Below are 25,314 nucleotides of genomic sequence, written 5' to 3'. Positions count from 1 at the left end.
GATCTTCGTGAAGGGCGAGGTCATCAAGACCGTCCCCGAGTCGAAGATCGTCGAGACCCTCATCGAGGAGGCCATGAAGCTGGCCGAGCAGATGGAGCGGGAGGGCGTCGCGTCCGGTGCCCCCGCCGGCACGGGGAAACCGGACGTGACGGTGAGTTGAGGCAAGGCACGGACCGAGAGGGGGCCCGACGTGACGATCCTGGAGAACATCCGGCAACCACGCGACCTGAAGGCGCTGTCCGAGGCGGAACTCGGTGAACTGTCCGAAGAGATCAGGGAGTTCCTGGTGCACGCGGTCGCCAGGACCGGCGGACACCTCGGGCCCAACCTGGGCGTGGTGGAGCTGACCGTCGCCCTGCACCGGGTCTTCGAGTCGCCGGTCGACCGCATCCTGTGGGACACCGGCCACCAGAGCTATGTGCACAAGCTCCTGACGGGGCGTCAGGATTTCTCCAAGCTGCGCGGCAAGGGCGGTCTGTCCGGCTACCCCTCCCGCGATGAGTCCGAGCACGACGTCATCGAGAACAGTCATGCCTCCACCGCGCTCGGCTGGGCCGACGGCCTCGCCAAGGCCCGCCAGGTGCAGGGCGGGAAGGGGCACGTGGTCGCGGTCATCGGCGACGGCGCGCTCACCGGCGGCATGGCCTGGGAGGCTCTCAACAACATCGCGGCGGCCAAGGACAGGCCGCTGATCATCGTCGTCAACGACAACGAGCGCTCGTACGCGCCGACCATCGGAGGGCTGGCCGACCACCTGGCGACCCTGCGCACGACCGACGGCTACGAGAAGGTGCTGGCCTGGGGCAAGAACGTGCTGCTGCGCACTCCGGTCGTCGGGAACACGGTCTACGAGTCGCTGCACGGCGCGAAGAAGGGGTTCAAGGACGCGTTCGCTCCGCAGGGCATGTTCGAGGACCTCGGGCTGAAGTACGTGGGCCCGATCGACGGGCACGACGTGAAGGCCGTCGAGTCCGCGCTGCGGCGGGCCAAGCGCTTCCACGGTCCGGTGCTGGTGCACTGCCTGACCGAGAAGGGGCGCGGTTATGAGCCGGCCCTCGCGCACGAGGAGGACCGCTTCCACACCGTCGGCGCGATGGATCCCCTCACCTGCGCACCGCTCGCGCCGGCCGGCGGGCCGTCGTGGACGTCCGTCTTCGGCGACGAGATCGTGGCGATCGGCGAGGAGCGCGACGACGTCGTGGCGATCACGGCGGCGATGCTGCACCCGGTGGGCCTCGGCAGGTTCGCCGAACGCTTCCCCGACCGCGTGTGGGACGTCGGCATAGCCGAGCAGCACGCGGCCGTCAGCGCGGCGGGCCTGGCGACCGGGGGTCTGCACCCGGTCGTCGCCGTCTACGCCACGTTCCTCAACCGCGCCTTCGACCAGCTGCTGATGGACGTGGCCCTGCACCGCTGCGGGGTCACGTTCGTGCTGGACCGGGCCGGGGTCACCGGAGTCGACGGGGCCTCCCACAACGGCATGTGGGACATGTCCGTGCTCCAGGTCGTGCCGGGACTGCGCATCGCGGCTCCTCGCGACGCAGGTCAACTGCGCGCACAGCTGCGGGAGGCGGTCGCGGTGGACGACGCGCCGACGCTGGTCCGTTTCCCGAAGGAGGCGGTCGGACCGGACGTGCCGGCCGTCGACCGGGTGGGCGGCATGGACGTGCTGCGCCGGGGCGAGCGGCCCGACGTGCTGCTGGTGGCCGTGGGCGTGATGGCCCCCGTGTGTCTGCACGCCGCCGAACTCCTCGCGGCGCGGGGCGTCGACTGCACGGTGGTGGACCCGCGTTGGGTCAAGCCCGTCGACCCGGCGCTGCCCGGCCTCGCCGCCGGACACCGGCTGGTGGCCGTCGTCGAGGACAACAGCCGTGCCGCCGGCGTCGGATCGGCGGTGCAGCTGGCCCTGGGCGACGCCGAAGTCGACGTGCCCGTCCGCAGGTTCGGGATCCCGGAGCAGTTCCTCGCGCACGCCAAGCGTGGCGAGGTGCTCGCCGACATCGGGCTCACGCCCGTCGAGATCGCCGGCCGGATCGGCGCGAGCCTGGCGGCCAGGGACGCCGGTCCGGCCGCCGGCGCGGCGGCCGGCCCGGTCGAGGAGCCAGTCAAGGAGAAGGCCGAATGACCACGGAGTTCGACCTCGGTGCCCTGCTGGCCGAGCGCGGAGCCGAGCGCTACGAGCTGCACGGCAAGTACCTCAACCACCAACTGCCGCGCATGCTGCACACCATCGGCTTCGACAAGGTGTACGAACGCGGCGAGGGCGCGTACTTCTGGGACGCGGACGGGAACGACTACCTGGACATGCTCGCCGGGTTCGGGGTGATGGGCCTGGGCCGCCACCACCCCGTCGTCCGCAAGGCGCTGCACGACGTCCTGGACGCCGGGCTCGCCGACCTCACCCGCTTCGACTGTCAGCCGCTGCCCGGCCTGCTGGCCGAGAAGCTGCTCGCGCACAGCCCGCACCTGGACCGGGTGTTCTTCGGCAACAGCGGCACCGAGGCGGTGGAGACCGCGCTGAAGTTCGCCCGCTACGCGACGGGCCGGCCGAGGGTCCTGTACTGCGACCACGCCTTCCACGGGCTGACCACGGGCTCGCTGTCGGTGAACGGCGAGGCGGGCTTCCGCGACGGGTTCGCGCCCCTGCTGCCCGACACGCCCGTCCCGCTCGGCGACCTCGACGCGCTGGCCGCCGAGTTGAAGAAGGGCGACGTCGCCGCTCTGATCGTCGAGCCGATCCAGGGCAAGGGGGTGCACGAGGCGCCGCCCGGCTATCTGCGCGCCGCCCAGGAGCTGCTGCACCGGCACAAGGCGCTGCTCGTCGTGGACGAGGTGCAGACCGGCCTCGGCCGGACCGGCGACTTCTACGCCTACCAGCACGAGGACGGCGTCGAGCCGGACCTGGTGTGCGTGGCCAAGGCCCTGTCGGGCGGATACGTCCCGGTGGGCGCGACGCTCGGCAAGGACTGGATCTTCAAGAAGGTCTACTCGTCGATGGACCGGGTGCTGGTGCACTCGGCGAGCTTCGGCTCCAACGCCCAGGCCATGGCGGCGGGGCTCGCCGTGCTGGCCGTCATGGAGAACGAGCAGACCGTCGCGAACGCCCGGCTGACGGGTGATCTCCTGAAGTCCCGGCTCGCGGCGCTCACCGAGAAGTACGAGCTGCTGGCCGACGTCCGCGGCCGGGGGCTGATGATCGGCATCGAGTTCGGCAGGCCCAGGTCGCTGAAGCTGCGCAGCCGCTGGACCATGCTGCAGGCGGCGCGCAAGGGACTGTTCGCGCAGATGGTGGTCGTACCGCTGCTGCAACGGCACCGCATTCTCACCCAGGTCTCCGGCGACCGTCTGGAGGTGATCAAGTTGATCCCGCCGCTGATCATCGGCGAGGCGGAGGTGGACCGGTTCGTCGAGGCGTTCACCGCCGTGATGGACGACGCGCACAGCGGCGGCGGGCTGATGTGGGAGTTCGGCAGCACGCTGGTGAAGCAGGCGGTGGCCAACCGCTGACCGCCGGGACGGTGGTGACCGCTGAGGCCGAACGCTTTTGCCTCTGAGGCAAGGAATTTGCCGCAGAGGCAAAAGCGGCGTGCAATAGGGACATGAGTCCGCCCGAGTCCGAGCCCTCGCCACCGCAGGCCGAGGCGCTTCCCGCCGTCGCCCCGCAGCTGCGCTCCCTGCGCCGCCGGGCCGCCCTCACCCTGGAGACCGCGGCCCGCGCCGCCGGACTGTCGCCCGCCCACCTCTCCCGGCTGGAGACCGGGCAGCGCCAGCCTTCGCTGCCGATGCTGCTCACGCTCGCGCGGGTCTATGGTACGACCGTCTCGGATCTGCTGGGGGAGACGGTCGCGGACCGCGACGCCGTGGTCCGCGCCGCCGACATGGAGCCGACCCGAGCGGGCGGCTGGACGTACTGGCAGGCCGGCGCGTCCGGGCGCGGCATGCAGGCCCTGCGCGTGCACGTCCCCCACGGCTCCCAGGGGGACATCGTGCGCGTGCACCCCGGGGAGGAGTGGCTGCACGTCCTGCGGGGCCGCCTGCGGCTGCGCCTTGGGGACGCCACGGACCTGCTGGGCCCGGGGGACAGCGCGCACTTCGACTCGCTGACCCCGCACCGTATCGCCGCTCAGGACGTCGAGGGCGTCGAACTCCTCTTCGTCCACACCTTGTTGCAGAGCCCCACGGCCACGCTGTGCCTGGGGCCGAACCCGTCAGAGAGCGAAGTGACGCCATGAGCGACTTCGAGGAGAAGTTCCCCCGCACCCTGTGGATCCGGCTGATCATCTACATCGCCGTCGGGCACCTCTTCGCCGCGTTCCTGTGGCTGCTGTTCGAGGTGGGGACCAGCCAGTAGGCCTGCGCTGCCCCCCTCGCCGGGCGGTGTCCCCGCCCGGCGGGCGCACCAGGGCCCGCCGGGCGCCTGTCGGCCTGGCGGCGCTTCCGGTCGGCCGGCGTCAGTCGAGCAGGCGCTCCCGCAGCCGCTCTCGGGTCGCCGGGGAGAGCCCGAGGCCCCGCTCCAGATAGGCGTCGACCCCGCCCCAGACCTCCTCCACGGTCTCGAACGCCGCCGCCAGGTACTCCGCACGGGCGTCGAAGAGGGGGCTCAGCAACTCCATGATCTCGGGGGAGTGGGCCTCGCCCGAGGAGGAGCTGCGGCGCACCTTGTAGCGGCGGTGCAGGGCGTTGGACTCCAGGTAGTCGCCGAGGATCGCGTCCCGCTCCACGCCCACGGCCAGCAGCGTCACCGCGACGGACAGACCCGCGCGGTCCTTGCCCGCCGCGCAGTGCATCAGCGCCGGGAGGCTGTCCTCGGCGAGCGAGTGCAGCACCCGCGCGTGCTCGGCCGTCCGCTCCTTGACGATCGTGCGGTACGAGGCGATCATCCTGCCCGCCGCCCTGCCGTCGCCGAGGATCCCCCGCAGCTGGTCGACCTGGCCGTCGCGGACCATCTTCCAGAACTCGGCGCCGTCCGCCGGGTCCGACAGGGGCAGGTTGACGTTGCGCACGCCCCGCAGTTCGACGTCCGGACCCTCCAGCTTCTGGTCCGCCGCGTTGCGGAAGTCGAAGATCGTGTGCAGGCCGAGGCCGGACAGGAACGCGGCGTCCTCGTCGGTGGCGTGCGCGAGGTGACCGCTGCGGAACAGCACGCCGTGGCGCACGCGTCGGCCGTCCACGGTCGGCAGACCGCCCACGTCCCGGAAATTGCGCACGCCGGTCAGCTCGGGCTCGGTCGACGGGATCTGCTGCGTCACTGGGGCTCCCTCCCTGTCGGTCTCCGTCGGCGCGGCTCGTGGTGGCCGACGGGACACCTCCTCGACCATACGACACGGGTTCCCGGGGCAACGGGTTGTCCACAGGACGTCCGCCCAGGTGAGAGACATGCCGGCAAGGAGTTGCCCGGCAGGCCGAACACACTCGATGATGTCGGTGTTTGATCGCACCTGTTCGAATCAGTGGGGGTTTGATGCCCGAGATCGCCGACAACGGCCGTACGTGGCTCCTTTCGGGGCCGACGAGCAGCTATGCCCTCCATCTCACCGAGGCCGCCGAGCTGGTCCATCTGCACTGGGGCCCGCGCATCGCGCTCGCGGACGCCGAGGCCCTCGCCGCGCTGGCGCCGCCGGAGCGCGGAGCGTCCTTCGAGGCCCCGCTCGACGGGCGCGAGGAGTACCCGGTCGAGGGCGGCCCCCGCTTCGTGCGGCCGGCCCTGTCCGTGCGCACCGACGAGCGCCGCGGCACCGAGTGGACCTTCGAGGCGTACGAGAGCGACGGCGACGAGCTCCGGCTGCGCTTCCGGGACGCCGGGCTCGCCCTCACCCTGCACTACCGGATGCGCGGCGACGTCGTCGAGCGCTGGACCACCCTGCGCAACGAGGGCGAGCAGCCCCTGGAGCTGCTCCGCGCCGACTCGGCCACCTGGACCCTGCCCCTGCGCGACGAGTGGCGGCTGTCGCAGCTGCACGGCCGCTGGGCCGCCGAGTCGCGGCTGACGCGGTCCCCGCTCACCTACGGAGAGAAGGTCATCGGCAGTCGCCGGGGCCACACGGGACACCAGCATCTGCCCTGGGTCGCCCTCGACACCGACGCGACCGAGGAGCGCGGCGAGGTCTACGGCTGCGCCCTCGGCTGGTCCGGCTCCTGGCGGATCGCCGTCGCCCAACTCCCCGACGCGCGCGTGCAGATCACCGGCGGCGCGGGATACGACGACTCGGGCCTGCTGCGCCTCACGACGGGCGAGAGCTTCGTCACGCCCGTCTTCGCCGGCCTGTGGAGCGACGCCGGCTTCGGCGGCGCGAGCCGGACCTGGCACGCCTACCAGCGCGCCCACGTCGTCCCGGACGCCGAGCAGGACCGGCCGGTGCTGTTCAACTCCTGGGAGGCCACCTACTTCGACATCTCCGAGGAGCAGCAGGCGACCCTCGCCCGGAGGGCCGCGTCGATCGGCGTCGAACTCTTCGTCGTCGACGACGGCTGGTTCGGTGCGCGCACCGGCGATCACGCCGGACTCGGCGACTGGCGGGCCAACCCGGACCGCTTCCCCAACGGCCTGAAGCCCCTCGCGGACCACGTGCACGCCCTCGGCATGCAGTTCGGCATCTGGGTCGAGCCCGAAATGGTCAACCCGGACAGCGACCTGTACCGGGCACATCCGGACTGGGTGCAGTTCCAGCCGGGACGCAAGCGGACGGAGTTCCGCAATCAGCTCATGCTGAACCTCGCGCGCGAGGACGTCCAGGAGTACCTCTGGGGCCAGCTCGACGGGCTGCTGTCCAGCGCGCCGATCGACTACGTGAAGTGGGACTTCAACCGCTGCTTCACCGACGCGGGCTGGCCGGACGACGCCTACCCGCAGCGCCTGTGGGTCGACCACGTACGGGCCCTGTACGGCCTGCTGGACAGGCTGCGGGCGGCCCACCCGGGCGTCGCCTTCGAGTCCTGCTCGGGCGGCGGCGGACGCATCGACCTCGGCATCATGAGCCGCACCGACCAGGTGTGGACCTCCGACAACACCGACCCCCTCGACCGGCTCGACATCCAGCACGGCTTCAGCCAGATCCATCCCGCGCGGGTCATGGCCGCGTGGGTCACCGACAGCCCCAACGCGCAGCTCAACGGCCGGGTGAGCTCGCTGCGCTTCCGGTTCGTCAGCGCCATGGCGGGGGTGCTCGGCGTCGGTGGCGACCTCTCCGAGTGGAGCGAGGAGGAGCTCGCCGAGGCGCGTCGATGGGTGGACCTCTACAAGGACATCCGGCCGGTCGTGCAGCAGGGCGACCTCTACCGGCTGCGCCTCCCGGCGGGCGGGCTGAGCGCCGTGCAGTACGTGCGCGGCGACGAGACGGTCGTCCTCGCCTGGCTGCAGGCCCAGCGGTTCGGCGAGCCCGTCCCCGCGCTCAGGCTGCGCGGACTCGACCCCACGGCGACGTACGAATGCCGCGAAACGGGTGAAGTGCACCGGGGTGCGGTACTGCTGCACCATGGATTGCGTGTCGGGCTGCGAGGCGACCTCGATGCGACGGTTATCCGCCTGCGTCGTATCTGAGGTATCTGTCCGAATTGAATCCTTAGTCATAACTCGCCGCGAAATAAAGGAACCTGGAAAGCCGTCACGTGAGCAGGGTCATATCCGTGACGGTACGTCGCACGTCATGTTCACGTAATTCGCATGCATTTCCAGGGCGCTTGGCGATGGGTGAGTCCCTCGTTTCACACTGTGTGACGGGGGATTCCCATCGGAAATCAAGAGAAACGCGGGAACAGCGCAACCACTGCTTGTCTCTGTGCGTCCGGGTCGCTTACGTTCCATCCCAATCCGGACGGACGCCGAATCCTGCCACCGCCCGGATCCCGCACACTCACCCGTGCATGGCAGGAGCGGGGGACCCACAGGCACAACCGCCTGTTCCGGTCTCCGGAACAGGCTCGGGGTAAAGCCGCGCCTCGGCGCGGCCGGGCATCTCCAGCCCGCACCCGACAGCTCACCTCGCAGGCGCCGGAGAGGAATTCGTCATGCCCGCGAAGGGTAAGCACCGCCGTCCGAAGACTCAGCGTTTCACCCGCTCCATAGCCGTCGCCGGAACCGGCGGCGCCGCGCTCGCCCTTCCGCTGATGGGCGTTTCCGGCGCTCATGCGGCCACCCCGGCGTCCGTTTCACAGACTTCCGCCCGGTCGGTTGCTCTGTCGGCCGCTCAGACGGTTTCGGAATCGACCGTGAAGACCGTCCGGGCAGCCGAAGAGACCCGCAAGAGCGCCACCGGAAAGACGTACACCGTGCGGTCCGGCGACTACCTCTCGAAGATCGCGGACGAGCAGAACGTCAGCGGCGGCTGGCAGCGGCTCTACCGGGACAACCGCGCGGCCGTCGGCGACGACCCGTCGCTGATCCATCCCGGTCTCAAGCTGTCGATCGGCGCGAAGGCGGCGTCCGGCGCACACAGGCCGTCCGGCTCGGCAGCGTCCTCCGGGCCTTCGTCCGCCACGGGTTCGTCGAAGGCCGCGGAGTCCTCCGCGTCGAAGACGTCCGCCTCGTCGTCCGCGTCGGCCCCGTCGTCCGGGTCGTCCTCCGCGAAGACGACCCAGGCGGCCGTGAGCAACTCCAGCGGTTTCGTCCTGCCAGTGGCCGGCGCGGTCATCGGCACCCCGTACCACCAGTCGGGCAGCATGTGGTCCAGCGGCTACCACACCGGTGTGGACTTCGTCGTCCCGACCGGCACCTCCCTCAAGGCCGTCGGCGCGGGCACCGTCGTCTCCGCGGGCTGGGGCGGCGCGTACGGCAACCAGGTCGTCATCAGGCTCGCCGACGGCTACTACGCCCAGTACGCCCACCTCTCCCAGCTCTCCGTCTCGGCCGGTCAGACCGTGACCGCGGGACAGCAGATCGGCCTCTCGGGCGCGACCGGCAACGTGACCGGCCCGCACCTGCACTTCGAGATCCGCACCACGCCGGACTACGGCTCGGACGTGGACCCGATCGCCTACCTGCGCTCGCACGGCGTCACCGTCGGCTGACTCCCGCCCCGCCCCGCTCAGCCCCACCCCGCTCAGCCCCGTTCCGCCCGACACGCCGTCGGAGGCCGGACCCCCGATCCGCGATCGGGGGTCCGGCCTCCGACGCGTCAGGGGGCAGAAATCGATCAGGAATCGAGAAGTGCCGGACGGGGGGCGGCTCTTATCCTGCTCGTCATGGACCTCACCATTCACACGAGCTCGCTGCCGCATGACGACCCGGACGCGTCGCTCGCCTTCTACCGCGACGTCCTCGGCTTCGAGGTCCGCAGTGACGTCGGGCAGGGCAGGATGCGCTGGATCACGGTCGGCCCGGCCGGTCAGCCGGACACGTCCCTCCTCCTGGCGCCGCCGGCCGCCGATCCAGGAATCACCGAGGACGAGCGCCGCACCGTCACCGAGATGATGGCCAAGGGCACCTACGGCTGGATCCTGCTGGCCACCCGCGACCTCGACGCCACGTTCGAGAAGGTGCAGGCCGGTGACACCGAGGTGGTCCAGGAGCCGACCGAGCAGCCGTACGGCATCCGTGACTGTGCCTTCCGCGACCCCGCGGGCAACCTGGTCCGCATCCAGGAGCTTCGCTGAGCCGCAGAGCAGCGGTGCGGCCGGGCCAGCCCTGTCGGCCGGGCCTCGGCTTCGAGCGCCTGGGCGCCTGCCTCGGCAGGCGCCCAGGCGCTCATGCATCGTCGGAAGAAGAGAACGAATCAAGAGAACGAACAAGAGAACAAGGGGAGTCCGCCCATGTGTCAGCCGGAGTGGCGGCGTGCGCGCATCGAGGCGCAGCGCCTGTCCGATCTCGCGCGGCTGCGCCGTGTCCGCGATCGGATCGACAGGGAGTACGCGCAGCCACTGGACGTGGAGGCACTCGCCCGCGGTGTGAACATGTCCGCCGGGCACCTCAGCCGGCAGTTCCGGGCCGCCTACGGTGAGTCGCCGTACGCGTACCTGATGACGCGTCGTATCGAGCGCGCGCAGGCGCTGCTGCGGCGTGGCGACCTGAGCGTCACCGACGTCTGCTTCGCGGTCGGCTGCGCGTCGTTGGGCACCTTCACCACCCGCTTCACCGAGCTGGTCGGCATGCCGCCCGGGGCCTTCCGTCGCTCTGCGGCGGAAGCGGCGGCCGGCCGCGCCGAGGCCGCGAGCACGGCCGGTGACACGGCGCCCGCGGCCACGGTGGAGGGGATGCCCGCGTGTGTGGCGAAGCAGGTGACAAGACCGGTCAGGAATCGAGAAGCGCCGGCCGCCGGGCGGCCCCTAGCGTGATGGCCATGGCAACCAACGCATCCACCGCATCCACCACGTCCCTCGCCTCCGTCACCCTCGAGGTGACCGCCCCCGAGGACGCCCGCCGCTTCTACACCGCCTTCGGAGTGGACACGCACATTCGCCTGCGGGCGTCAGAGGCGCGCTCCACCGGCTTCCGTGGCTTCACCCTGGCGCTCACGGTGTCTCGGCCGGCCACCGTCGACAGCTTCCTCGGCGCCGCCGTGGACGCCGGCGCCACGCTGCTCAAGCCCGCGGCGAGGTCGTTGTGGGGCTACGGCGGCGTCGTCCAGGCGCCGGACGGGACGATCTGGAAGGTCGCCACCTCGGCGAAAAAGGACACCGGCCCGGCCACCGGCGAGATCGACGAGATCGTGCTCCTGCTCGGTGTCGAGGACGTGAAGGCCAGCAAGCAGTTCTACGTCGGTCAGGGCCTGACCGTGGCCAGGAGCTTCGGCGGAAAGTACGCCGAGTTCGCCTCCGACGAGTCCAGCCCCGTCAAGCTGGCGCTGTACAAGCGCCGCGGCCTGGCCAAGGACCTCGGTGTCCCCGCCGACGGCGCCGGCTCGCACCGCATCGTCCTCGGCGGCGCCACCGGCCCCTTCACCGACCCGGACGGATTCGCCTGGGAGGCGGCCGCACCGTCCGCCTCCGCGCCGTCCGCCTCCGCGCCGTCCACCACGGCCGCACAGTCCTGATCCCGGCCCTGGACCCGCGCCTCGTCCTGGTCCACGGCCGCCGATCACGCGAGGTCGGCCGATCACCCGAGGTCGTCGGTTCCGCACCCGTTCGAAGGGCCGTGCGTCCTCGGACAGGTCGCCCCAGGTCGCCCCAGGTCGCCCCGCCCGTCGGCGCCGACGGGCGGGAACTTCGTGTTCCGCACCACGTAGAGCCATTTCCGGATCCACCTTCCGGGCGCGAGTGCTTATTCCGTGTTTGACCAATTCTTCAGGAGTGGCTTATCTCACCGTCCGTCAACCTCTGCCTACGGTCGCGTAGGTCACATTCGAAGGTGAATCATGAACTGTTGTGGCAGACGATTCGAAGAATGACAACAGATCAGTGATCGGGTCGTACGTGGCGGTGGGGGACAGCTTCACCGAGGGCGTCGGCGACCCCGGCCCGGACGGAGCCTTCGTCGGCTGGGCGGACCGGTTCGCGGTACTCCTCGCGGACCGGCGGCCCGAAGGCGACTTCGACTACACCAACCTCGCGGTCCGCGGGAAGCTGCTCGACCAGATCATGGAGGACCAGCTGCCCAGGGCCGTGGAACTCGCCCCGGACCTGGTCTCCTTCTGCGCGGGCGGCAACGACATCCTCCGTCCCGGCACCGACCCGGACGAGGTCGCCGAGCGCTTCGAGCGCGCGATCTCGGCCCTGACCGCCGTAGCCGGCACCGTCATGGTGACCACCGGCTTCGACACCCGTGGCGTTCCCGTGCTCAAGCATCTGCGCGGCAAGATCGCCACCTACAACGGACATGTGCGCGCCGTCGCCGACCGGTACGGCTGTCCGGTGCTCGACCTGTGGTCCCTGAAGTCCGTGCAGGACCGCAGAGCCTGGGACGGCGACCGGCTGCACCTCTCCCCGGAGGGTCACACGCGTGTGGCGCTGCGCGCCGGTCAGGTCCTCGGCGTGGAGGTGCCGGCCGACCCGGAGCAGCCCTGGCCGCTGCTCCCGCCCCGCGGCACCCTCGAGGTGCGGCGCGACGACGTCCACTGGGCGCGCGAGTACCTGGTGCCGTGGATCGGCCGCCGGCTGCGCGGGGAGTCCTCCGGCGACCACGTGGTCGCCAAGGGCACGCTGTCGCCGGACGACATCAGGATGCGGATCTCCTCCGTCGCCTGAGCGGGCGTGGACCGGAGAGCGGGCGCGGACTGTGCGGGCGCGGACTGTGCGGACGCGGTCGGCCGTCGACTTCGTTCGGCCGGCCGCGGCACCAGTGAGGTGACCGGAGGGGTGTGGCGCCCCCGCGCGCGGGGATCGGCTGCCCGGCGGCTCGGCTGCTGGACGCGCGGCGGCTCAGCCGCTGGGCGGCGCGCCGGCTGCCCGCCTCCGGCCTGCTGCCCGCCCCGGCCGCTCCACGCTTCCGGCTGCTCAACGCGCGGAGGAGCCCGGCGTTGCCGGGGCCAGGCCCAGTTCCCGCTCGAGCGCCTCGTCGACCCACTCGTGCGCCCGGGCCCGCGGCACCGCGCCCTCGTAGGACGTCAGTTGGACGGCGAGCCCGTCCAGCAGGGCCGTCAGGCGCAGGGCCGTGCCGGCCGGGTCCGGGCACGGGAACTCGTCCGCCGCCACGCCCTCCGCGATCAACTCGACGAGCGTGGACTTCCACTCCTGGTCGAGGCACCGGGCCACCTCGCGCAGCGCGGGTTCGCGCAGCGACACGGCCCAGCCCTCGATCCACAGCCGCCAGCCCTTGGCCTGCCCCGTGGGCGCGTACCAGCGCACGGCCGCGCGCAGCCGGCGCAGTGCCGTCGTCCGGCGGCCGACCAGCTTGCGCAGGTGCGCCAGGTCGTCCTGGGCCGCGTGGGCGAACGCCTCGGCGACCAGTCGCTCCTTCGTCGAGAAGTGGTAGAGCACCAGCGCGTTGCTCACCCCGAGGGCCGCGGCGACGTCGGCGATCCTGACCGCCGCCACGCCCCGCGCCTCGATCTGCTCGATGGCCGCCCGCAGCAGCTCCTCGCGCCGCGCGGCCACACCCAACCGGACCCTCGCCACCCGATCACCCTAATCCGTGTCCCTCGACGGCGGGGAGGCGATCCCTGACGGACGGCGTGCCGTTCGCCGGGGGACGGGCCGCAGCGCGCGGGGCACGGGAGCGCCCCGCGCGCGTGGGCGGGCCGGCTCGGGCCCGTCTCAGGGGCGGCGGTGGGCGCCGAACCCGTGCGTGATCACCGGCAGGCGGTGTTCGGCGATCGTGTGGCCCACGGCCCGTGGCGTCGTCGCGTCCTCCTTCTCGTGCCGCGGGCGAGCCCGGTCACCTCGTCCAGGGTGCGCCCCGCCCGTATGCGTGGCCCGCCGCCGCGGACGCCGCGCACGAGCCGGTCGACGGCCGGGAAGCCTGACGGCCGGTGAGACGGTCGGTCCAGGTGAGCGACAGGCAGGGGGCGGTCACACGGGCCCCTGGACCGGGAACGGCTGCTGAACAGTCGGTCACTGTCGGGAGAGGGGGCGAGATCTGTCGACGCGTTGTCGGAGGAGGCGACCATAATGGAGTGCCTCAGCGACTCCACCTGGAGGTACCGTGTCCGGTTTCCGTTCCTTGAGCTCCGGGCTCCGCGCTCTGCAGCCCGAGGCCTTCGGTGCGGATCCTCGCGGTGAGCGCCTCGCGCGCATCCGCAGATCGCCCCACTACAAGGACGGGGCCTTCGTGAACCCCGGCGGTCCGGCACGGACCCGCCCCTCGGGCTCGGCGCTCGACTTCGCCAAGGTCTTCTTCGACAAGGAGCAGCGCCCCCGCCGCTCCCCCGTGGGCACCGTGCCGGTGCACGCCACCACCCTCGCCGACCTGGCCACGCCCCCGGCCGGCGGGCTCAGGGCGACGTGGATGGGGCACTCCAGCGTGCTCGCGGAGATCGACGGGCAGCGCGTCCTGTTCGACCCCGTCTGGGGCGAGCGCTGCTCTCCGCTCCCCTTCGCCGGACCCAGGCGGCTGCATCCGGTGCCGCTGCCGCTGGCCGCGCTGGGCCCGGTCGACGTCGTCGTCATCTCGCACGACCACTACGACCATCTCGACCTGCCCACGATCAAGGCGCTGGCCGGCACGGACACCGTGTTCGCCGTGCCGCTCGGCGTCGGCGCCCACCTGGAGTACTGGGGCGTCTCCGCCGACCGGCTGCGCGAGCTGGACTGGCACGAGGAGACGAAGGTCGGCGGCCTCACCCTGACCGCCACCCCGGCCCGCCACTTCTGCGGCCGCGGCCTGCGCAACACCCAGCACACCCTGTGGGCGTCGTGGGTCGTCGCGGGCGAGGAGTACCGGATCTACCACAGCGGGGACACCGGCTATTTCGACGGCTTCCAGGACATCGGCGCGGCCCACGGCCCGTTCGACCTGACGATGATCCAGATCGGGGCGTACTCCGAATTCTGGACCGACATCCACATGACGCCCGAAGAGGGCATGCGGGCGCATCTCGACCTGCAGGGCGGTCCCGGCGGGGTGATGCTGCCCATCCACTGGGGCACGTTCAACCTGGCACTGCACGCTTGGGCGGAGCCGGGGGAGTGGACGAAGGACGCGGCAGGGGAGGCCGGCCAGGCGGTGGCCCTTCCTCGGCCGGGTGAGCCGTTCGAGCCGACGGGAAAGCTTCCCGTGGAAGCGTGGTGGCGGTCGGTGTCGCAGCCGATCCCGCGACCCTGGCGGCGTCCCCGGACCACTGAGGGTGCGGCCGGGACGAGCAAGAGGGATCTCGACCTCGCCGGCGAGCGGTGACGTCGGTCTGCCGATCCCCTGGGAAACGGGCACCGCTCTCGGCGCCCGAGGGATGAGCGGAGAGGGTCTGTTCGTCGTGCTCGTGCAGCAGGCCCGTTCCGTCCCGGCGTCCCCGAGGCGGGGCACGTCCACGGGCGGACGTGACCGAGCTCGGGACCGCCGGGCGGCAGGGGCGGCGTCGGCGCACTCCGTGGACGACCGGCAGCGGCGACGAGCCGGCGGGGCGGCGCCCGTCGCGGAAGCCGCCGCCGTGCGACCCGGCCGGCAAGCCGTTCGGCGACCAGGTCACCGCGCTGCTGCGCGCTCGGTCCGTGGCGGGACGGGAGCGAGGGCTTCCGCCCCGCCACGGACTCGTCGCTCAGGACCGCTCGCGCCGCCGCCCGTGACCGCCCGCGGCCGTGTCGGCTGCCGGCCCGTGGGACCGAGGGAGACGGGCAGGATCTCGAGGTGGTCGCACCGGGTCCGTCGCGGCCCCTGTCAGATCAGGCCCATGAACTGCAGGGCCAGTGGCTGCATGCCGCTCTGCGGCAGGTTGTGGCCGACTCCCTGGACGCTGATCGCCTCTACGGGGGCGGTGGTGCCGGTGCCGCCGTACCGGGTGCGGGTCCAGGCCGACTTGGGGTGGTCGGTGAGGGCCGGCGTCTGGCTCACCCCGAGAACGTCGGTCCACTGCTTGATCTCCTCACCGAATTCGACGTAGCTCAGTGTGGTGTCCTGCGTGCCGTGCCACACCTGCATGCGCGGGCGGGGCCCGGTGTAACCCGGGTAGGCGGCGCGCACGAGATTGCCCCACTGCTGGGGCGTCTTGGTGATCCTGCCGCCCGAGCAGTCGCTGTTCCACTCCGAGCCGTTCGTGGTGGCGAAGCAGCCGAACGGCACGCCCGAGAACGCCGCGCCGGCCTTGAACACGTCGGGGTAGTCCCCGAGCAGCACGTTCGTCTCCATCGCTCCGGAGGAGAAGCCGGTGGCGTAGACCCGGTTCGGGTCGGCGCCCCGGTGCTGCTGCTCCCACCGCACCATCGACACGATGCCCGCCGGGTCACTGCTGCCGTTGTGGGTCAGGGCGCGCGGTGACGACACGTCGAAGCACTTGCTGCTGCGGGTGACCGACGGGTACACGACGATGAACCCGTGCTGGTCGGCCAGCGAGGCGAACTCGCTGCCCGAGTACATGGCCGGTCCGGAGCCTCCGCAGTAGTGGTTGGCGACCAGGATCGCCGGGTGCGCACCGGCGTTCCGCGGGACGTACTCGTACATCTTCAGGTTGGACGGGTTGTAGCCGAAGCCGGTGACTTCGGTCAGTGCCGCCGCGGCCGGCGTCGCCGCCGAGGCCGGCACGGGCACCGCCGCCGCCGTGGCCGCCGTCAGAAACGCGGCGGCGATTCCGGTCAGCGCCGAACGTAACCTCTTCATGGGTGTCTTGCCTCCCTTTCCTTTTCGACAGGTCCGTGCGCCGGGCCTTGGGCCCGGCCTCTCGGGGTCTACCGGGCCGGGCCGGTCGCCCGGCCGCAGGAACTCCTGGGAACGGTGGCCGCGTTCCCGGTCACCGCGGCCGGTCCGGCGCCGGTGAGCACGCCGACGCCGAGCGGGCCGGCCGCGCCTCTTGCCGGCAGCGCGCGCTGAACGGGGCCCGGGGGGCGCAGCCGTGGCCGGAGGGACATGAGCGAGCTCCTGGCCGACGGGGTCGGTCTCACCCGGCACGGTGGGACGGGATGCCTCAGAACTGTGTGAAGAACTTCCAGACTTCGGCCGGCGCCCAGGTCCTGGAGCCGCTGTCACCGCCGGCGCCGTCCTGTGGCGCGGCGATGTGGCCCTCGTCGAACGCTGCCCACTCCACGGGGTGTCCCGCGGAGCATCCGGAGTAGGTGGTGATGCGGTGGGTCCGGCTGCCCTGTGCGGGCTCGGGCGGGTTCTGGGCGGCGCAGCCGTTGTTGCGGACGAACCGGTCGCGCAGGCCGCGTCCGCCGGAAATGCCCAGGACGTTGTCGCGGATACCGTGGATGCCGAGGTACGCGATGGGCTGGGAGCCGCCGCTGCAGCCGCTGAGCTGCCCACCGGACTGGACCGCGACCGCGCGGAACACCGTCGCCCGGGTGCACGCGAGCGCGTAGGACATGGCGGCGCCGTAACTGAAGCCGACGGAGAACAGCCGGGTGGTGTCGACGCACAGCGCGCCCTCGACCTGGCTGATCATGGCGTCGGTGAACGCCACGTCCTCACCGCCGGAGTTGGCCCAGCCGTTGTTGAGGCCCTGGGGCGCGACGAAGACGGTGCTGTTGTTCGCCAGCCGCTGGAGCCCGTAGTAGGCCCAGGCGCCGTTCTCCACCGTGCGGCCCGTGGCCACGTCGGTGGAGGTGCCGCCCAGCCAGTGGAAACCGAAGACCAACCGGTAGGCGTGGTTCCTGTCGTAGTTGTCCGGCACCTTCAGGATGTAGCTGCGGCTCTTGCCGTTGACCTGGAGGGTGTGGGTGCCGCTCGCCAGCCCGGGGGCCTTGCCGCACCCGGCGGTCGCCGTGGCGGAGTGGGCGGCCGTCAGGGACGTGTGCTGCTCGCCTGCGCCCCCGCGCAGCGCCGCGCCGCCGGTCGCCATGACCAGGGCGAGAAGGGCCGCGACCAGGGCGGGCCATAACTTGGGTTTGGGCATCTTGCACTCCTTCGTCTGTCCGACTTGGTGTGACACAAGGGGTGTTCGCCGGCCCGTGCTCAGCGGTGACGGGCCGCGGCGATCCCGGCCCGTACGGTGTCCTCCGTGGCGTCGCAGGGGTGACCGGCGACGACGGCTCCCTCGTGGAACGTGCCGACGCCGAGGCCGGCGTCGCCGTTGCGACGGTCCCCGCCGCTGCCGAGGATGATCGCTCCCTGCTTCTTCACCGGGTCGTAGCCGCGGGGGAGCGGGCGTCGGCGTGGGGATGCTGCAGGCATACCGAACTCCAAGACTGGTCAGCGGCCTTGCCCGCACGTCAGGAGACACCGGTCGTGCTCGCCGGCGGGAAGCAAGGGCCGTACCGGTACGGACCGTACGGGTGCGGTGGGGGAGCCTTCGCTTGAGTTGCCGCGCGAGAGCCGGAGCGGTCGGCGCCCCGGACCCTTGTGTAATTCGTTCGATATTCCGAACTGTGGTCGTCCATTCGACTCTCTGGATGATAGGCATCCCGTCGCGATCGTCAATGCCTGTCACACGGACGTCGGTAGCCGCAGCGACGCGCGGTCGGTCGTCCGGATGCCGTCGATCGGCCATCAGGCCGGCCGGGCGCAAAGCGAACGCCTGACACGTGGGCGGGCGTGCGCCGGGAGAGGGCGCGCAGCGGCGGCCAGGCGGCGAACCGCTGCTGGAGTGCCGACCGGACGACGCCACCCGTGGCTCGGGCCGTGCTCGCTCGAGCCGCTGGACGGCACGACAACCAAGGCCAACGCCGATACGGATCGTGACATTTAGCGGCAGCGTCGAGGGGAGGGCGAGGCGTCGGAGGCGGTCCCGGCGGGCCGACGGGGACGACCGGACGCTCGGCCGTGCGGATCGTGCGGTCCGGAGAGCGAGGAGCGCTCCGGACCGCACGGTCGTTTTCCGATCGCTCCTGACCAGGCATGATCGTTCCTTTTCCTCGCCACGTCCAGGATCGCGCGGGCTTATCGGTCTGTCGTACGAAGCCTCATACCAGAGCGGGACGCTGAGTGCGGGACTTTGTCAACTGCCCACCGCACATGATGGAGTGCCGACTACTGTGAGTGGTCGTCGGGCGGCATCGGGCCGAATTCCCCGGTTCCCGCGACCGACGGCACTTCCGACCGACGACCCGGCTCGACGGACCAGTACGAGGACACCGATGTCTCACCTCCGCGCATCCGCCGCACGCGCAGACCGCCGTGAGGGCGGGCGGCACGGGCGGCCCGCCCCCCGCACCGCACCGGCGCCGGCCGAGACACCCATACGGCCCCAGCTGCTGCGGCTCGCCGTGCTGCCCCCGACCGCGGTCGCCCTCAGCGCCTGCGCGGTCGTCCTGTTCACCGTGCGCTCCTCCGGCGTCCGGCTGGGACCGGTCCTGTGGGCGGTCCTCGCCGGCGGAGCCGCGGTGACCGGCGCCGCCCTGGTGATCGCCGCCGTGGCCGCGGACCGCGCCGCCCGCTCCGTCGGCGACCGCGTGGCCGCCCTGCGCCGAAGCAGCGCACGCGGCGAGGCCGAGCTGCTCGGCGTCATCGAAGCGCTGCGCCGCGGCGACGCCCCGCCGCCGCGCAGGGCGCGGGGCGGCCCGCCCGCCGACGCCGACGACTTCGAGCTGCTCGCCGCCGACCTGGCCCGCGCCCACGACGGGGCCGTCACCGCCGTCGTGCAGGCAGCACAGCTGTCCAGCCAGACCGGCAGCGAACAGAAACTGGAGGTGTTCGTCAACCTCGCGCGGCGCCTGCAGTCCCTGGTGCACCGTGAGATCTCGATCCTCGACGAGCTGGAGAACGAGATCGAGGACCCCGACCTGCTCAAGGGGCTCTTCCACGTCGACCATCTCGCCACCCGCATCCGCCGCCACGCGGAGAACCTCGCCGTCCTCGGCGGGGCCGTCTCCCGGCGGCAGTGGAGCAACCCGGTCTCCATGACCGAGGTGCTGCGTTCGGCGATCGCCGAGGTGGAGCAGTACTCGCGGGTCAAGCTCGTGCCCCCCGTCGACGGTGAACTGCGCGGCCATGCCGTCGCCGACGTCATCCACCTGCTCGCCGAACTGGTCGAGAACGCCACGGTGTTCTCCGCCCCGCACACCCAGGTGCTGCTGCGGACCAACCTCGTCACCTCGGGGCTGGCCGTCGAGGTCGAGGACCGCGGCCTCGGCCTGCTCGCCGAGGAGGCGAGCCGGATGAACGCGCTGCTCGCCGACCCTGACCAGGTCAACGTCGGCCGTCTGCTCGCCGACGGCCGGATCGGTCTGTTCGTCGTCTCCCAGCTGGCCCGGCGGCACGGCATCCGGGTCCGGCTGCAGAGCAACATCTACGGCGGTGTCCAGGCGGTCCTCGTCGTCCCGCAGGCGCTGCTGGGCTCCGCGCCAGGTCTCCCCGGGGCCGTGTCCCGGGGGACGGACACCGACGGCGGCGGCCTGCCTCTCGTGCCCGTCCCGAGTCCCGTCGCCGCCGGACCGGTCCGGCCCAAGCTGCCCCCGGCCCCCCGGCCCCAGACGGCCGGCACCGCGCCGCACGCCATGACCGGGACGATCGGGGGCGGCCACGCCCCGGCCGCCACACGCGCGCACCTCCCGCAGCACACCGGCGCGGGCCGCCACCCCGCCCCGGCGTACCGGCCCCCGGGGGATCTGTCCGCACCGGTCGGCCGGCAGGGGAGCGGGGACACCGACGGCGCGGGCCGGCCCTCGGCCGCGGCGACCGAAGACGCGCCACCGCCACCGGCACCGGGACCGGCGCAGGTGCAGGTGCGGGACGGCAGCGACGGCGCCGGTCGCCCGTTCGGCGCCGCGCACGTGCCGCACACCAGGCCGCCCGCCCCCTCCGGCGGACCGCCGCCCGCCCATGACACCGCCGACGCCGCCCCCTCGTCCGCCCCCTCGTCCGGCTCCGCGCGAGCCTCCGTGCCGCACGGTGGTCCCGCCACGGGGGCGCCGCTGCCCTCGCGGACGCAGGGCGCTCCGGACCCCGCCGACCCCGGTCCGCGGCCGCCGGACGGGGCGCGCGCGAACGACCGTCGGCCGGCGCCGCTGCCCGTCCGCGAGGCGCACGAGCCGCGGCTCAACCCGGCCGAGGCCGCCCCCGGCATCCGGCAGGGCGACCGGCCCGTCGTCGAGGAACACGCGGGCCTGCCGCCCATCCCGCGCGTCGGCCCGGTGCGCGGCACGATGGGCAGGCCCCGACTGCCCCGCCGCCGGGCTCAGGAGCACCTCGTGCCCCAGCTGCGCGGCGGTCCGGCCCCGCGTCAGGACACCGAGCAGCCCGCCGGACACGACCCCGGCCTGATGGCGGCCTTCCAACGGGGCATCGGCCGGGCCGAGGCCCAGCAGAGCCGGGAACCGGACGCCATGGAGGCGGCCCCGCACCCGTGGCCCGACGACCCGTCGGACACCACGCGACCGGCGTCCCCCTCGTTCCCGTCCCCGGCTCCGTTCCCGTCCCCGGCTCCGGTCCCGAACTCGCCCTCGCCGTCCGCCTCGTCGTCGTGGTCCCCGGGCCCGGAGGCGGTCGCCCGGGGGTACGGCTCCGCCGGTGGCGACGACGACCCGGCCGACGTCTCGGAAGGCGTCCGGCTCCTGTCGCCCCTGCCGTCTTCCGACGTCCCCGGGCCGCCGCACCGGACCGGGATATCCGCCCCGCCTCCCCCGCACGCGGCCGCGCCGCCCGAGGCGTACGGCGCCCGCGACGGCCTGGACCGGCCCGGCCCCGACCGGACCACCGCCCGGCACGACGGGAGCGCACCGGCCGGATGACCACCGCGAGGATCCCCACCCCCACCTCCACCCCCAGCGCTCCCGCAGACCTTCGTACCCCAAGGAGTCGATCCACCATGGCGAGCGATGCGCCGACAGGCCATGCATCCGATCTCGACTGGCTGATGAGCGGCCTCGTGCAGCGCGTACCGCACACCACGAGCGCGGTCCTGCTCTCCTGCGACGGACTCGTGAAGTCGGTCCACGGCCTGGACCCCGACAGCGCCGACCACATGGCCGCGCTGGCCTCCGGCCTGTACTCCCTCGGCCGCAGCGCCGGCGTCCGGTTCGGCGACGGCGGGGACGTACGGCAGGTCGTCGTCGAGCTCGACTCGACGCTGCTCTTCGTCACCACCGCCGGGTCCGGCACGTGTCTCGCGGTGCTCGCCGGGCGCGAGGCCGACGCGGCCGTGCTCGGGTACGAGATGTCGATGCTGGTCAAGAGCGTCCGGCCGTATCTGATGACCGCGCCCCGGCAGCATGCCGAACCGTCGGTGACGGGACTTTGAGCGTGGCGGCGGCCGGCGACGGGCCCTGGCTCGACGACGCGGCCGGACGGCTGGTGCGCCCGTTCACGGTCAGCAACGGCCGGACCAGGCCCAGCGTCGCCCTGGATCTCATGTCACAGGTGAGGGCCACCGGAGCGACCCCCCTCGGCTATCTCGGCCCCGAGCACGCGCAGGCGCTCGACCTGAGCGGCGCGCCTGTGTCGGTCGCCGAGATCGCGGCCTGCCTGAAGCTGCCGGCGGCGGTCACCAAGGTGCTGCTCTCCGACCTCCTCGACTGCGGGGCGCTGACCACCAAGCCCCCCGAGTTCCACCACACCCCCACCGACCGGGCCCTACTGGAGGCAGTGCTCGATGGACTACGACGACAGCTCTGACCGCGACACATATGACGGGCACGGCGACAGCCGTGCCCGTGGAGGACCCGACGACGCCGGCCCCGACCCCTTTCCCACAGCCCTGAAGATCCTGGTCGCGGGCGGGTTCGGGGTGGGCAAGACGACCTTCGTCGGGGCCGTGAGCGAGATCGCGCCCCTCAGCACGGAGGAGCTGCTCACCACCGTCAGCGCCGCCACCGACAACCTCGACGGCATCGAGAACAAGGTCGAGACGACCGTCGCCATGGACTTCGGCCGCATCACCCTCGACCCCCGTCATGTGCTCTACCTGTTCGGCACCCCCGGCCAGGAGCGCTTCTGGTTCATGTGGGACGAGCTGTCCGAGGGCGCCCTCGGCGCGGTCATCCTCGCGGACACCCGCCGGCTGGAGGAGTGCTTCGCCGCCGTCGACTTCTTCGAGGAGCGCGGGCTCGCCTTCATCGTCGCCGTCAACGAGTTCGACGGATCCCACCGCTACGACCCCGAGGAGGTGCGCGCCGCCATCGACCTGGACCCCTCCGTCCCCGTCGTGCGCTGCGACGCGCGGATCTCCGCCTCCGGCGTCCAGACCCTGCTCACCCTCGTCAAACACCTCATCGCCCATGCGCCGGCCGCACCCCAGCCGAGCCGCGGCGCCCACATGTGACGCCCGCACCCGACGCCCCCCGGAGCCGCAGAATGACGCACGCCCACAGCGACGGAGCCCGGCCATGAGCTACGACCCGCCCCGTCCGGCCGGTCGTCTGCTGCTCACGCCGGAGGACAAGGAGGCTCCCGCCCGTGCGCGCCGGCTGCGCGGACTCGGCCTCGGGGAATGGCCGGAGGCCGCCCTGGACGCCTTCGCGGACCGTCTCGCCGAGGTGACCGGAGCGCCGTACGCCATGGTCAACTTCCTGGACGAGGAACGGCAGTTCTTCGCCGGACTGCACACCCCGCAGGGCGGTCGGGCCGCCCGGGGAGGCAAGCCCGAGATGGGGCGTCGGCTGCCCCGCGAGTACGGCTACTGCCCGCACGTCGTGGTGCGGCGCAGAGCGCTGGTCCTGGAGGACGTCGCCGACTACCCGCGCTTCGCGGGCAACCCGGTCGTCGACGAGTACGGCATCCGCAGCTACCTCGGCGCCCCGCTCGTCGACTCGACCGGTATGGCGCTGGGCACCGTGTGCGTCGCCGATCTCGCGCCCCGGCGCTGGGGCAGGGCGGGCCTGGAGACCATCAAGGCGACGGCCGCCGACCTCTCGGGACAGCTGCACCGCCGGGAGCGCGAACAGGCGCTGTGAGCGCGGGAGGCCGCGCCCGGACCGCGGGCGGACCCGGCCGCGTCAGAGGGCCTGCCACATGTTGTCGAAGCCCGCGTCCTCGATGGACCGTCGTTGCCGCACGGCCTCCAGTTCCGCCAGCGCGTCGCCGGCCGACGCCAGCACCGTCACGACCGCGTCGTCCAGCGGCCCCGGAAACCCCTCGGCCGGCTCCTCGCGCAGACCGACGGCCGTGGCCAGCGTGGCGAGGACCGGCTCGTCCGACGCCCAGCGCGCGGTCGCGCGGCGACGCGCGGGCGAGTCCACGGGCACGGCCGGCGCGGACCGGGCGAGCAGCCGGCCGCGCGGCCGGACGACCAGCCCGTCCGCCGCCAGCCGCGCGGCGTAGGCGGCCGCCAGATCGCGGCCCCGCCGCCACAGCCAGTCCTCGACCGACTCGTACGGCTCCGTCCGCACGAACGAGGCCTCGGCCTCGGCCAGAAGGCGGTCCTGCGGCGCCGTCGGCGGGCCGGGCACGATGAGGTCGCCGTCCAGGACGAACGCCCCCGCCCTGACCAGATCGACCGCCTCCGCGCCCGCGAGCGCGAGCGACAGGTCCCCCTGCCCGACATCGCGCACGGGCGGCACGTCCAACGCGACGATCATCAGATCCCGTGCTGTCGTCATCGGGGGCTCCCCATCGGTCGGTGCGAGGCCGCTGCCGCGGACAGGCCGTCAGCCGGCCGGCCCGGTGCGGGTTGCGGTCAAGGGTGACACGGCCCACCGTGGTGTGCGAGAAGCCCGCCCCGGCAGCGAAGCCACCCGTGTGAAGCAGAGCTGTGGCGGCGCTTAAGAAAAGCTCGATGGACCCGGCCGGGTCGAGTGCGGCAGATTGCTCGACGAAACCACACCTCTTCCCGGATGCGGGGGCCCTTCGGCCTGCTCGCGCCCGGGCCCTCACCTCAGGAGCCGTTGCGTTGAAGGCGCTCGTCAAGGAGAAGGCGGAACCCGGGCTGTGGCTCGCGGACGTCCCGGAGCCCGCCGTCGGCCCCGGCGACGTGCTGATCAAGGTGCTGCGCACCGGCATCTGCGGCACCGACCTGCACATCCGGTCCTGGGACGGCTGGGCGCAGCAGACGATCAGCACGCCGCTGGTGCTCGGGCACGAGTTCGTCGGCGAGGTCGTCGACACCGGCCGGGACGTCTCGGACATCGCCGTGGGGGACCGGGTCAGCGGCGAGGGGCACCTCGTGTGCGGCAAGTGCCGCAACTGTCTCGCCGGGCGCCGCCACCTGTGCCGGGCCACCGTCGGTCTCGGCGTCGGGCGCGACGGCGCCTTCGCGGAGTACGTCGCCCTGCCCGCGTCCAACGTGTGGGTGCACCGGGTCCCGGTGGACCTCGACGTGGCGGCGATCTTCGACCCGTTCGGCAACGCCGTGCACACCGCGCTGTCCTTCCCGCTCGTCGGCGAGGACGTCCTGATCACCGGCGCCGGGCCGATCGGGCTGATGGCCGCCGCCGTGGCCCGGCACGCCGGGGCCCGCAACGTCATGGTCACCGACGTCAGCGAGGAGCGGCTGGAGCTGGCCCGCAAGATCGGCGCGAGTCTCGCGCTGAACGTCTCGCAGGCGTCCATCGGCGACGGGCAGCGGGAGCTGGGGCTGCGCGAGGGCTTCGACATCGGCCTGGAGATGTCCGGCAGGCCGGAGGCGATGCGCGACATGATCGCCAACATGACGCACGGCGGCCGGATCGCGATGCTGGGGCTGCCCGCCGAGGAGTTCCCGGTCGACTGGTCCCGGATCGTCACCTCGATGATCACGATCAAGGGCATCTACGGCCGGGAGATGTTCGAGACCTGGTACGCGATGTCGGTGCTGCTGGAGGGCGGCCTCGACCTCGCCCCCGTGATCACCGGCCGGTACGGCCACCGCGACTTCGAGGCGGCCTTCGCCGACGCGGCGAGCGGCCGCGGCGGCAAGGTCATCCTCGACTGGACCGCGTAAGCGACCCGCGTCTTCCGCGCTCACCGCGTCTCCCGCGTTTCCCGCACCTCCTGCGTTTCCTGCATGTCTTAGG

General features: G+C 72.4%; 24 protein-coding genes, 2 pseudogenes and 1 riboswitch. Of the genes and pseudogenes, 19 read left to right on the top strand and 7 right to left on the bottom strand.

The genetic code is table 11. From position 1 onward, the window contains the following. The 5 genes and pseudogenes from IE239_RS25410 to IE239_RS25390 form a co-directional block, all read left to right on the top strand. A pseudogene (locus IE239_RS25410) lies at positions 1 to 160 on the top strand (flavodoxin-dependent (E)-4-hydroxy-3-methylbut-2-enyl-diphosphate synthase); the annotation flags it as partial. A gap of 30 nt (positions 161 to 190) precedes the next feature. Then, positions 191 to 2,125: a 1-deoxy-D-xylulose-5-phosphate synthase gene (dxs, locus tag IE239_RS25405; protein ID WP_190151692.1), complete on the top strand. Its 1,935-nt coding sequence runs from the start codon at positions 191 to 193 to the stop codon at positions 2,123 to 2,125. Beyond that, positions 2,122 to 3,507 (top strand): aspartate aminotransferase family protein, encoded by a 1,386-nt coding sequence (locus IE239_RS25400; protein WP_190151691.1) that lies wholly within the window; start codon positions 2,122 to 2,124, stop codon positions 3,505 to 3,507. Before dxs ends, IE239_RS25400 begins: the two co-directional genes overlap by 4 nt. A 92-nt stretch (positions 3,508 to 3,599) precedes the next feature. Continuing rightward, the gene (locus IE239_RS25395; protein ID WP_190151690.1) at positions 3,600 to 4,232 is read left to right on the top strand and encodes a helix-turn-helix domain-containing protein; all 633 of its coding nucleotides are present in this window, start codon (positions 3,600 to 3,602) and stop codon (positions 4,230 to 4,232) included. Continuing rightward, a complete protein-coding gene (locus IE239_RS25390; protein WP_190151689.1) occupies positions 4,229 to 4,351 on the top strand; it encodes a DUF6126 family protein in 123 nt (40 codons plus the stop codon). The genes IE239_RS25395 and IE239_RS25390 overlap by 4 nt, the downstream gene beginning before the upstream one ends. A gap of 100 nt (positions 4,352 to 4,451) precedes the next feature. On the opposite strand, the gene IE239_RS25385 is transcribed toward IE239_RS25390, so the two are convergent. Then, on the bottom strand, positions 4,452 to 5,249 hold the full coding sequence (locus IE239_RS25385) for a tyrosine-protein phosphatase (protein ID WP_190151688.1): 798 nt from the start codon (positions 5,247 to 5,249) through the stop codon (positions 4,452 to 4,454). A 212-nt stretch (positions 5,250 to 5,461) separates the two neighbouring features. Here IE239_RS25385 and IE239_RS25380 point away from each other — a divergent pair, with 212 nt between their 5' ends. From IE239_RS25380 to IE239_RS25355, 6 genes are all read left to right on the top strand, one after another. Next, a complete protein-coding gene (locus tag IE239_RS25380; protein ID WP_190151687.1) occupies positions 5,462 to 7,537 on the top strand; it encodes an alpha-galactosidase in 2,076 nt (691 codons plus the stop codon). Positions 7,538 to 7,822: 285 nt separating this feature from the next. After that, positions 7,823 to 8,000: riboswitch (cyclic di-AMP (ydaO/yuaA leader) on the top strand. A gap of 4 nt (positions 8,001 to 8,004) precedes the next feature. Then, positions 8,005 to 9,003 (top strand): M23 family metallopeptidase, encoded by a 999-nt coding sequence (locus IE239_RS25375; protein ID WP_190151686.1) that lies wholly within the window; start codon positions 8,005 to 8,007, stop codon positions 9,001 to 9,003. Positions 9,004 to 9,177: 174 nt separating this feature from the next. Beyond that, a complete protein-coding gene (locus IE239_RS25370) occupies positions 9,178 to 9,588 on the top strand; it encodes a VOC family protein (protein ID WP_190151685.1) in 411 nt (136 codons plus the stop codon). 156 nt (positions 9,589 to 9,744) lie between these two features. After that, entirely contained in the window at positions 9,745 to 10,266 is a 522-nt protein-coding gene (locus IE239_RS25365; protein WP_190151684.1) for a helix-turn-helix transcriptional regulator, read from the top strand. Positions 10,267 to 10,271: 5 nt separating this feature from the next. After that, positions 10,272 to 10,964, top strand: coding sequence for a glyoxalase (locus tag IE239_RS25360; protein ID WP_373308142.1), 693 nt, complete (start codon positions 10,272 to 10,274; stop codon positions 10,962 to 10,964). 364 nt (positions 10,965 to 11,328) lie between these two features. Next, positions 11,329 to 12,114: an SGNH/GDSL hydrolase family protein gene (locus IE239_RS25355; protein ID WP_190151682.1), complete on the top strand. Its 786-nt coding sequence runs from the start codon at positions 11,329 to 11,331 to the stop codon at positions 12,112 to 12,114. Between the two features lie 249 nt (positions 12,115 to 12,363). Here the strand turns inward: IE239_RS25355 and IE239_RS25350 are convergent, their stop codons facing one another. Then, entirely contained in the window at positions 12,364 to 12,984 is a 621-nt protein-coding gene (locus IE239_RS25350; protein WP_229878300.1) for a TetR/AcrR family transcriptional regulator, read from the bottom strand. 526 nt (positions 12,985 to 13,510) lie between these two features. On the opposite strand from IE239_RS25350, the gene IE239_RS25345 reads away from it, so the two are divergent. Both IE239_RS25345 and IE239_RS25340 read left to right on the top strand, forming a co-directional pair. Then, positions 13,511 to 14,701, top strand: a complete 1,191-nt coding sequence (locus IE239_RS25345; protein WP_190151681.1) for an MBL fold metallo-hydrolase — start codon at positions 13,511 to 13,513, stop codon at positions 14,699 to 14,701. 140 nt (positions 14,702 to 14,841) lie between these two features. Further along, positions 14,842 to 15,087: a hypothetical protein gene (locus tag IE239_RS25340; protein WP_190151680.1), complete on the top strand. Its 246-nt coding sequence runs from the start codon at positions 14,842 to 14,844 to the stop codon at positions 15,085 to 15,087. Between the two features lie 97 nt (positions 15,088 to 15,184). Here the strand turns inward: IE239_RS25340 and IE239_RS25335 are convergent. From IE239_RS25335 to IE239_RS25320, 4 genes and pseudogenes are all read right to left on the bottom strand, one after another. Next, positions 15,185 to 16,114, bottom strand: a pseudogene (locus IE239_RS25335) (extracellular catalytic domain type 1 short-chain-length polyhydroxyalkanoate depolymerase); the annotation flags it as partial. Positions 16,115 to 16,182: 68 nt separating this feature from the next. Then, positions 16,183 to 16,362: a hypothetical protein gene (locus tag IE239_RS25330; RefSeq protein ID WP_190151678.1), complete on the bottom strand. Its 180-nt coding sequence runs from the start codon at positions 16,360 to 16,362 to the stop codon at positions 16,183 to 16,185. Between the two features lie 56 nt (positions 16,363 to 16,418). Continuing rightward, positions 16,419 to 17,345: a CE1 family esterase gene (locus IE239_RS25325; RefSeq protein ID WP_190151677.1), complete on the bottom strand. Its 927-nt coding sequence runs from the start codon at positions 17,343 to 17,345 to the stop codon at positions 16,419 to 16,421. 59 nt (positions 17,346 to 17,404) lie between these two features. Then, positions 17,405 to 17,623 (bottom strand): arabinofuranosidase catalytic domain-containing protein, encoded by a 219-nt coding sequence (locus tag IE239_RS25320; RefSeq protein ID WP_190151676.1) that lies wholly within the window; start codon positions 17,621 to 17,623, stop codon positions 17,405 to 17,407. Between the two features lie 902 nt (positions 17,624 to 18,525). Between IE239_RS25320 and IE239_RS25315 the strand changes: the two genes are divergently transcribed. The 5 genes from IE239_RS25315 to IE239_RS25295 all read left to right on the top strand — a co-directional run bounded on the left by IE239_RS25315 (position 18,526) and on the right by IE239_RS25295 (position 23,277). Next, positions 18,526 to 21,117, top strand: coding sequence for a sensor histidine kinase (locus tag IE239_RS25315; RefSeq protein WP_190151675.1), 2,592 nt, complete (start codon positions 18,526 to 18,528; stop codon positions 21,115 to 21,117). Between the two features lie 77 nt (positions 21,118 to 21,194). After that, positions 21,195 to 21,626, top strand: coding sequence for a roadblock/LC7 domain-containing protein (locus IE239_RS25310; RefSeq protein WP_190151674.1), 432 nt, complete (start codon positions 21,195 to 21,197; stop codon positions 21,624 to 21,626). Positions 21,627 to 21,628: 2 nt separating this feature from the next. Beyond that, positions 21,629 to 22,000, top strand: a complete 372-nt coding sequence (locus IE239_RS25305) for a DUF742 domain-containing protein (RefSeq protein WP_190151673.1) — start codon at positions 21,629 to 21,631, stop codon at positions 21,998 to 22,000. Further along, on the top strand, positions 21,978 to 22,646 hold the full coding sequence (locus tag IE239_RS25300; protein WP_190151672.1) for a GTP-binding protein: 669 nt from the start codon (positions 21,978 to 21,980) through the stop codon (positions 22,644 to 22,646). Before IE239_RS25305 ends, IE239_RS25300 begins: the two co-directional genes overlap by 23 nt. A gap of 64 nt (positions 22,647 to 22,710) precedes the next feature. Then, a complete protein-coding gene (locus IE239_RS25295) occupies positions 22,711 to 23,277 on the top strand; it encodes a GAF domain-containing protein (RefSeq protein ID WP_190151671.1) in 567 nt (188 codons plus the stop codon). Between the two features lie 42 nt (positions 23,278 to 23,319). On the opposite strand, the gene IE239_RS25290 is transcribed toward IE239_RS25295, so the two are convergent. Beyond that, on the bottom strand, positions 23,320 to 23,922 hold the full coding sequence (locus IE239_RS25290) for a GPP34 family phosphoprotein (RefSeq protein ID WP_190151670.1): 603 nt from the start codon (positions 23,920 to 23,922) through the stop codon (positions 23,320 to 23,322). Positions 23,923 to 24,212: 290 nt separating this feature from the next. Between IE239_RS25290 and tdh the strand changes: the two genes are divergently transcribed. Continuing rightward, positions 24,213 to 25,241 (top strand): L-threonine 3-dehydrogenase, encoded by a 1,029-nt coding sequence (gene tdh / locus IE239_RS25285; protein WP_190151669.1) that lies wholly within the window; start codon positions 24,213 to 24,215, stop codon positions 25,239 to 25,241. Positions 25,242 to 25,314 lie beyond the last annotated feature (73 nt).

This window comes from Streptomyces humidus, from assembly GCF_014649655.1.
In the GTDB taxonomy this organism is placed as follows: Bacteria; Actinomycetota; Actinomycetes; order Streptomycetales; family Streptomycetaceae; genus Streptomyces; species Streptomyces humidus.
The sequence above is the reverse complement of the archived record's forward strand: the minus strand, read 5'-3'. Positions and strand labels throughout refer to the sequence as shown.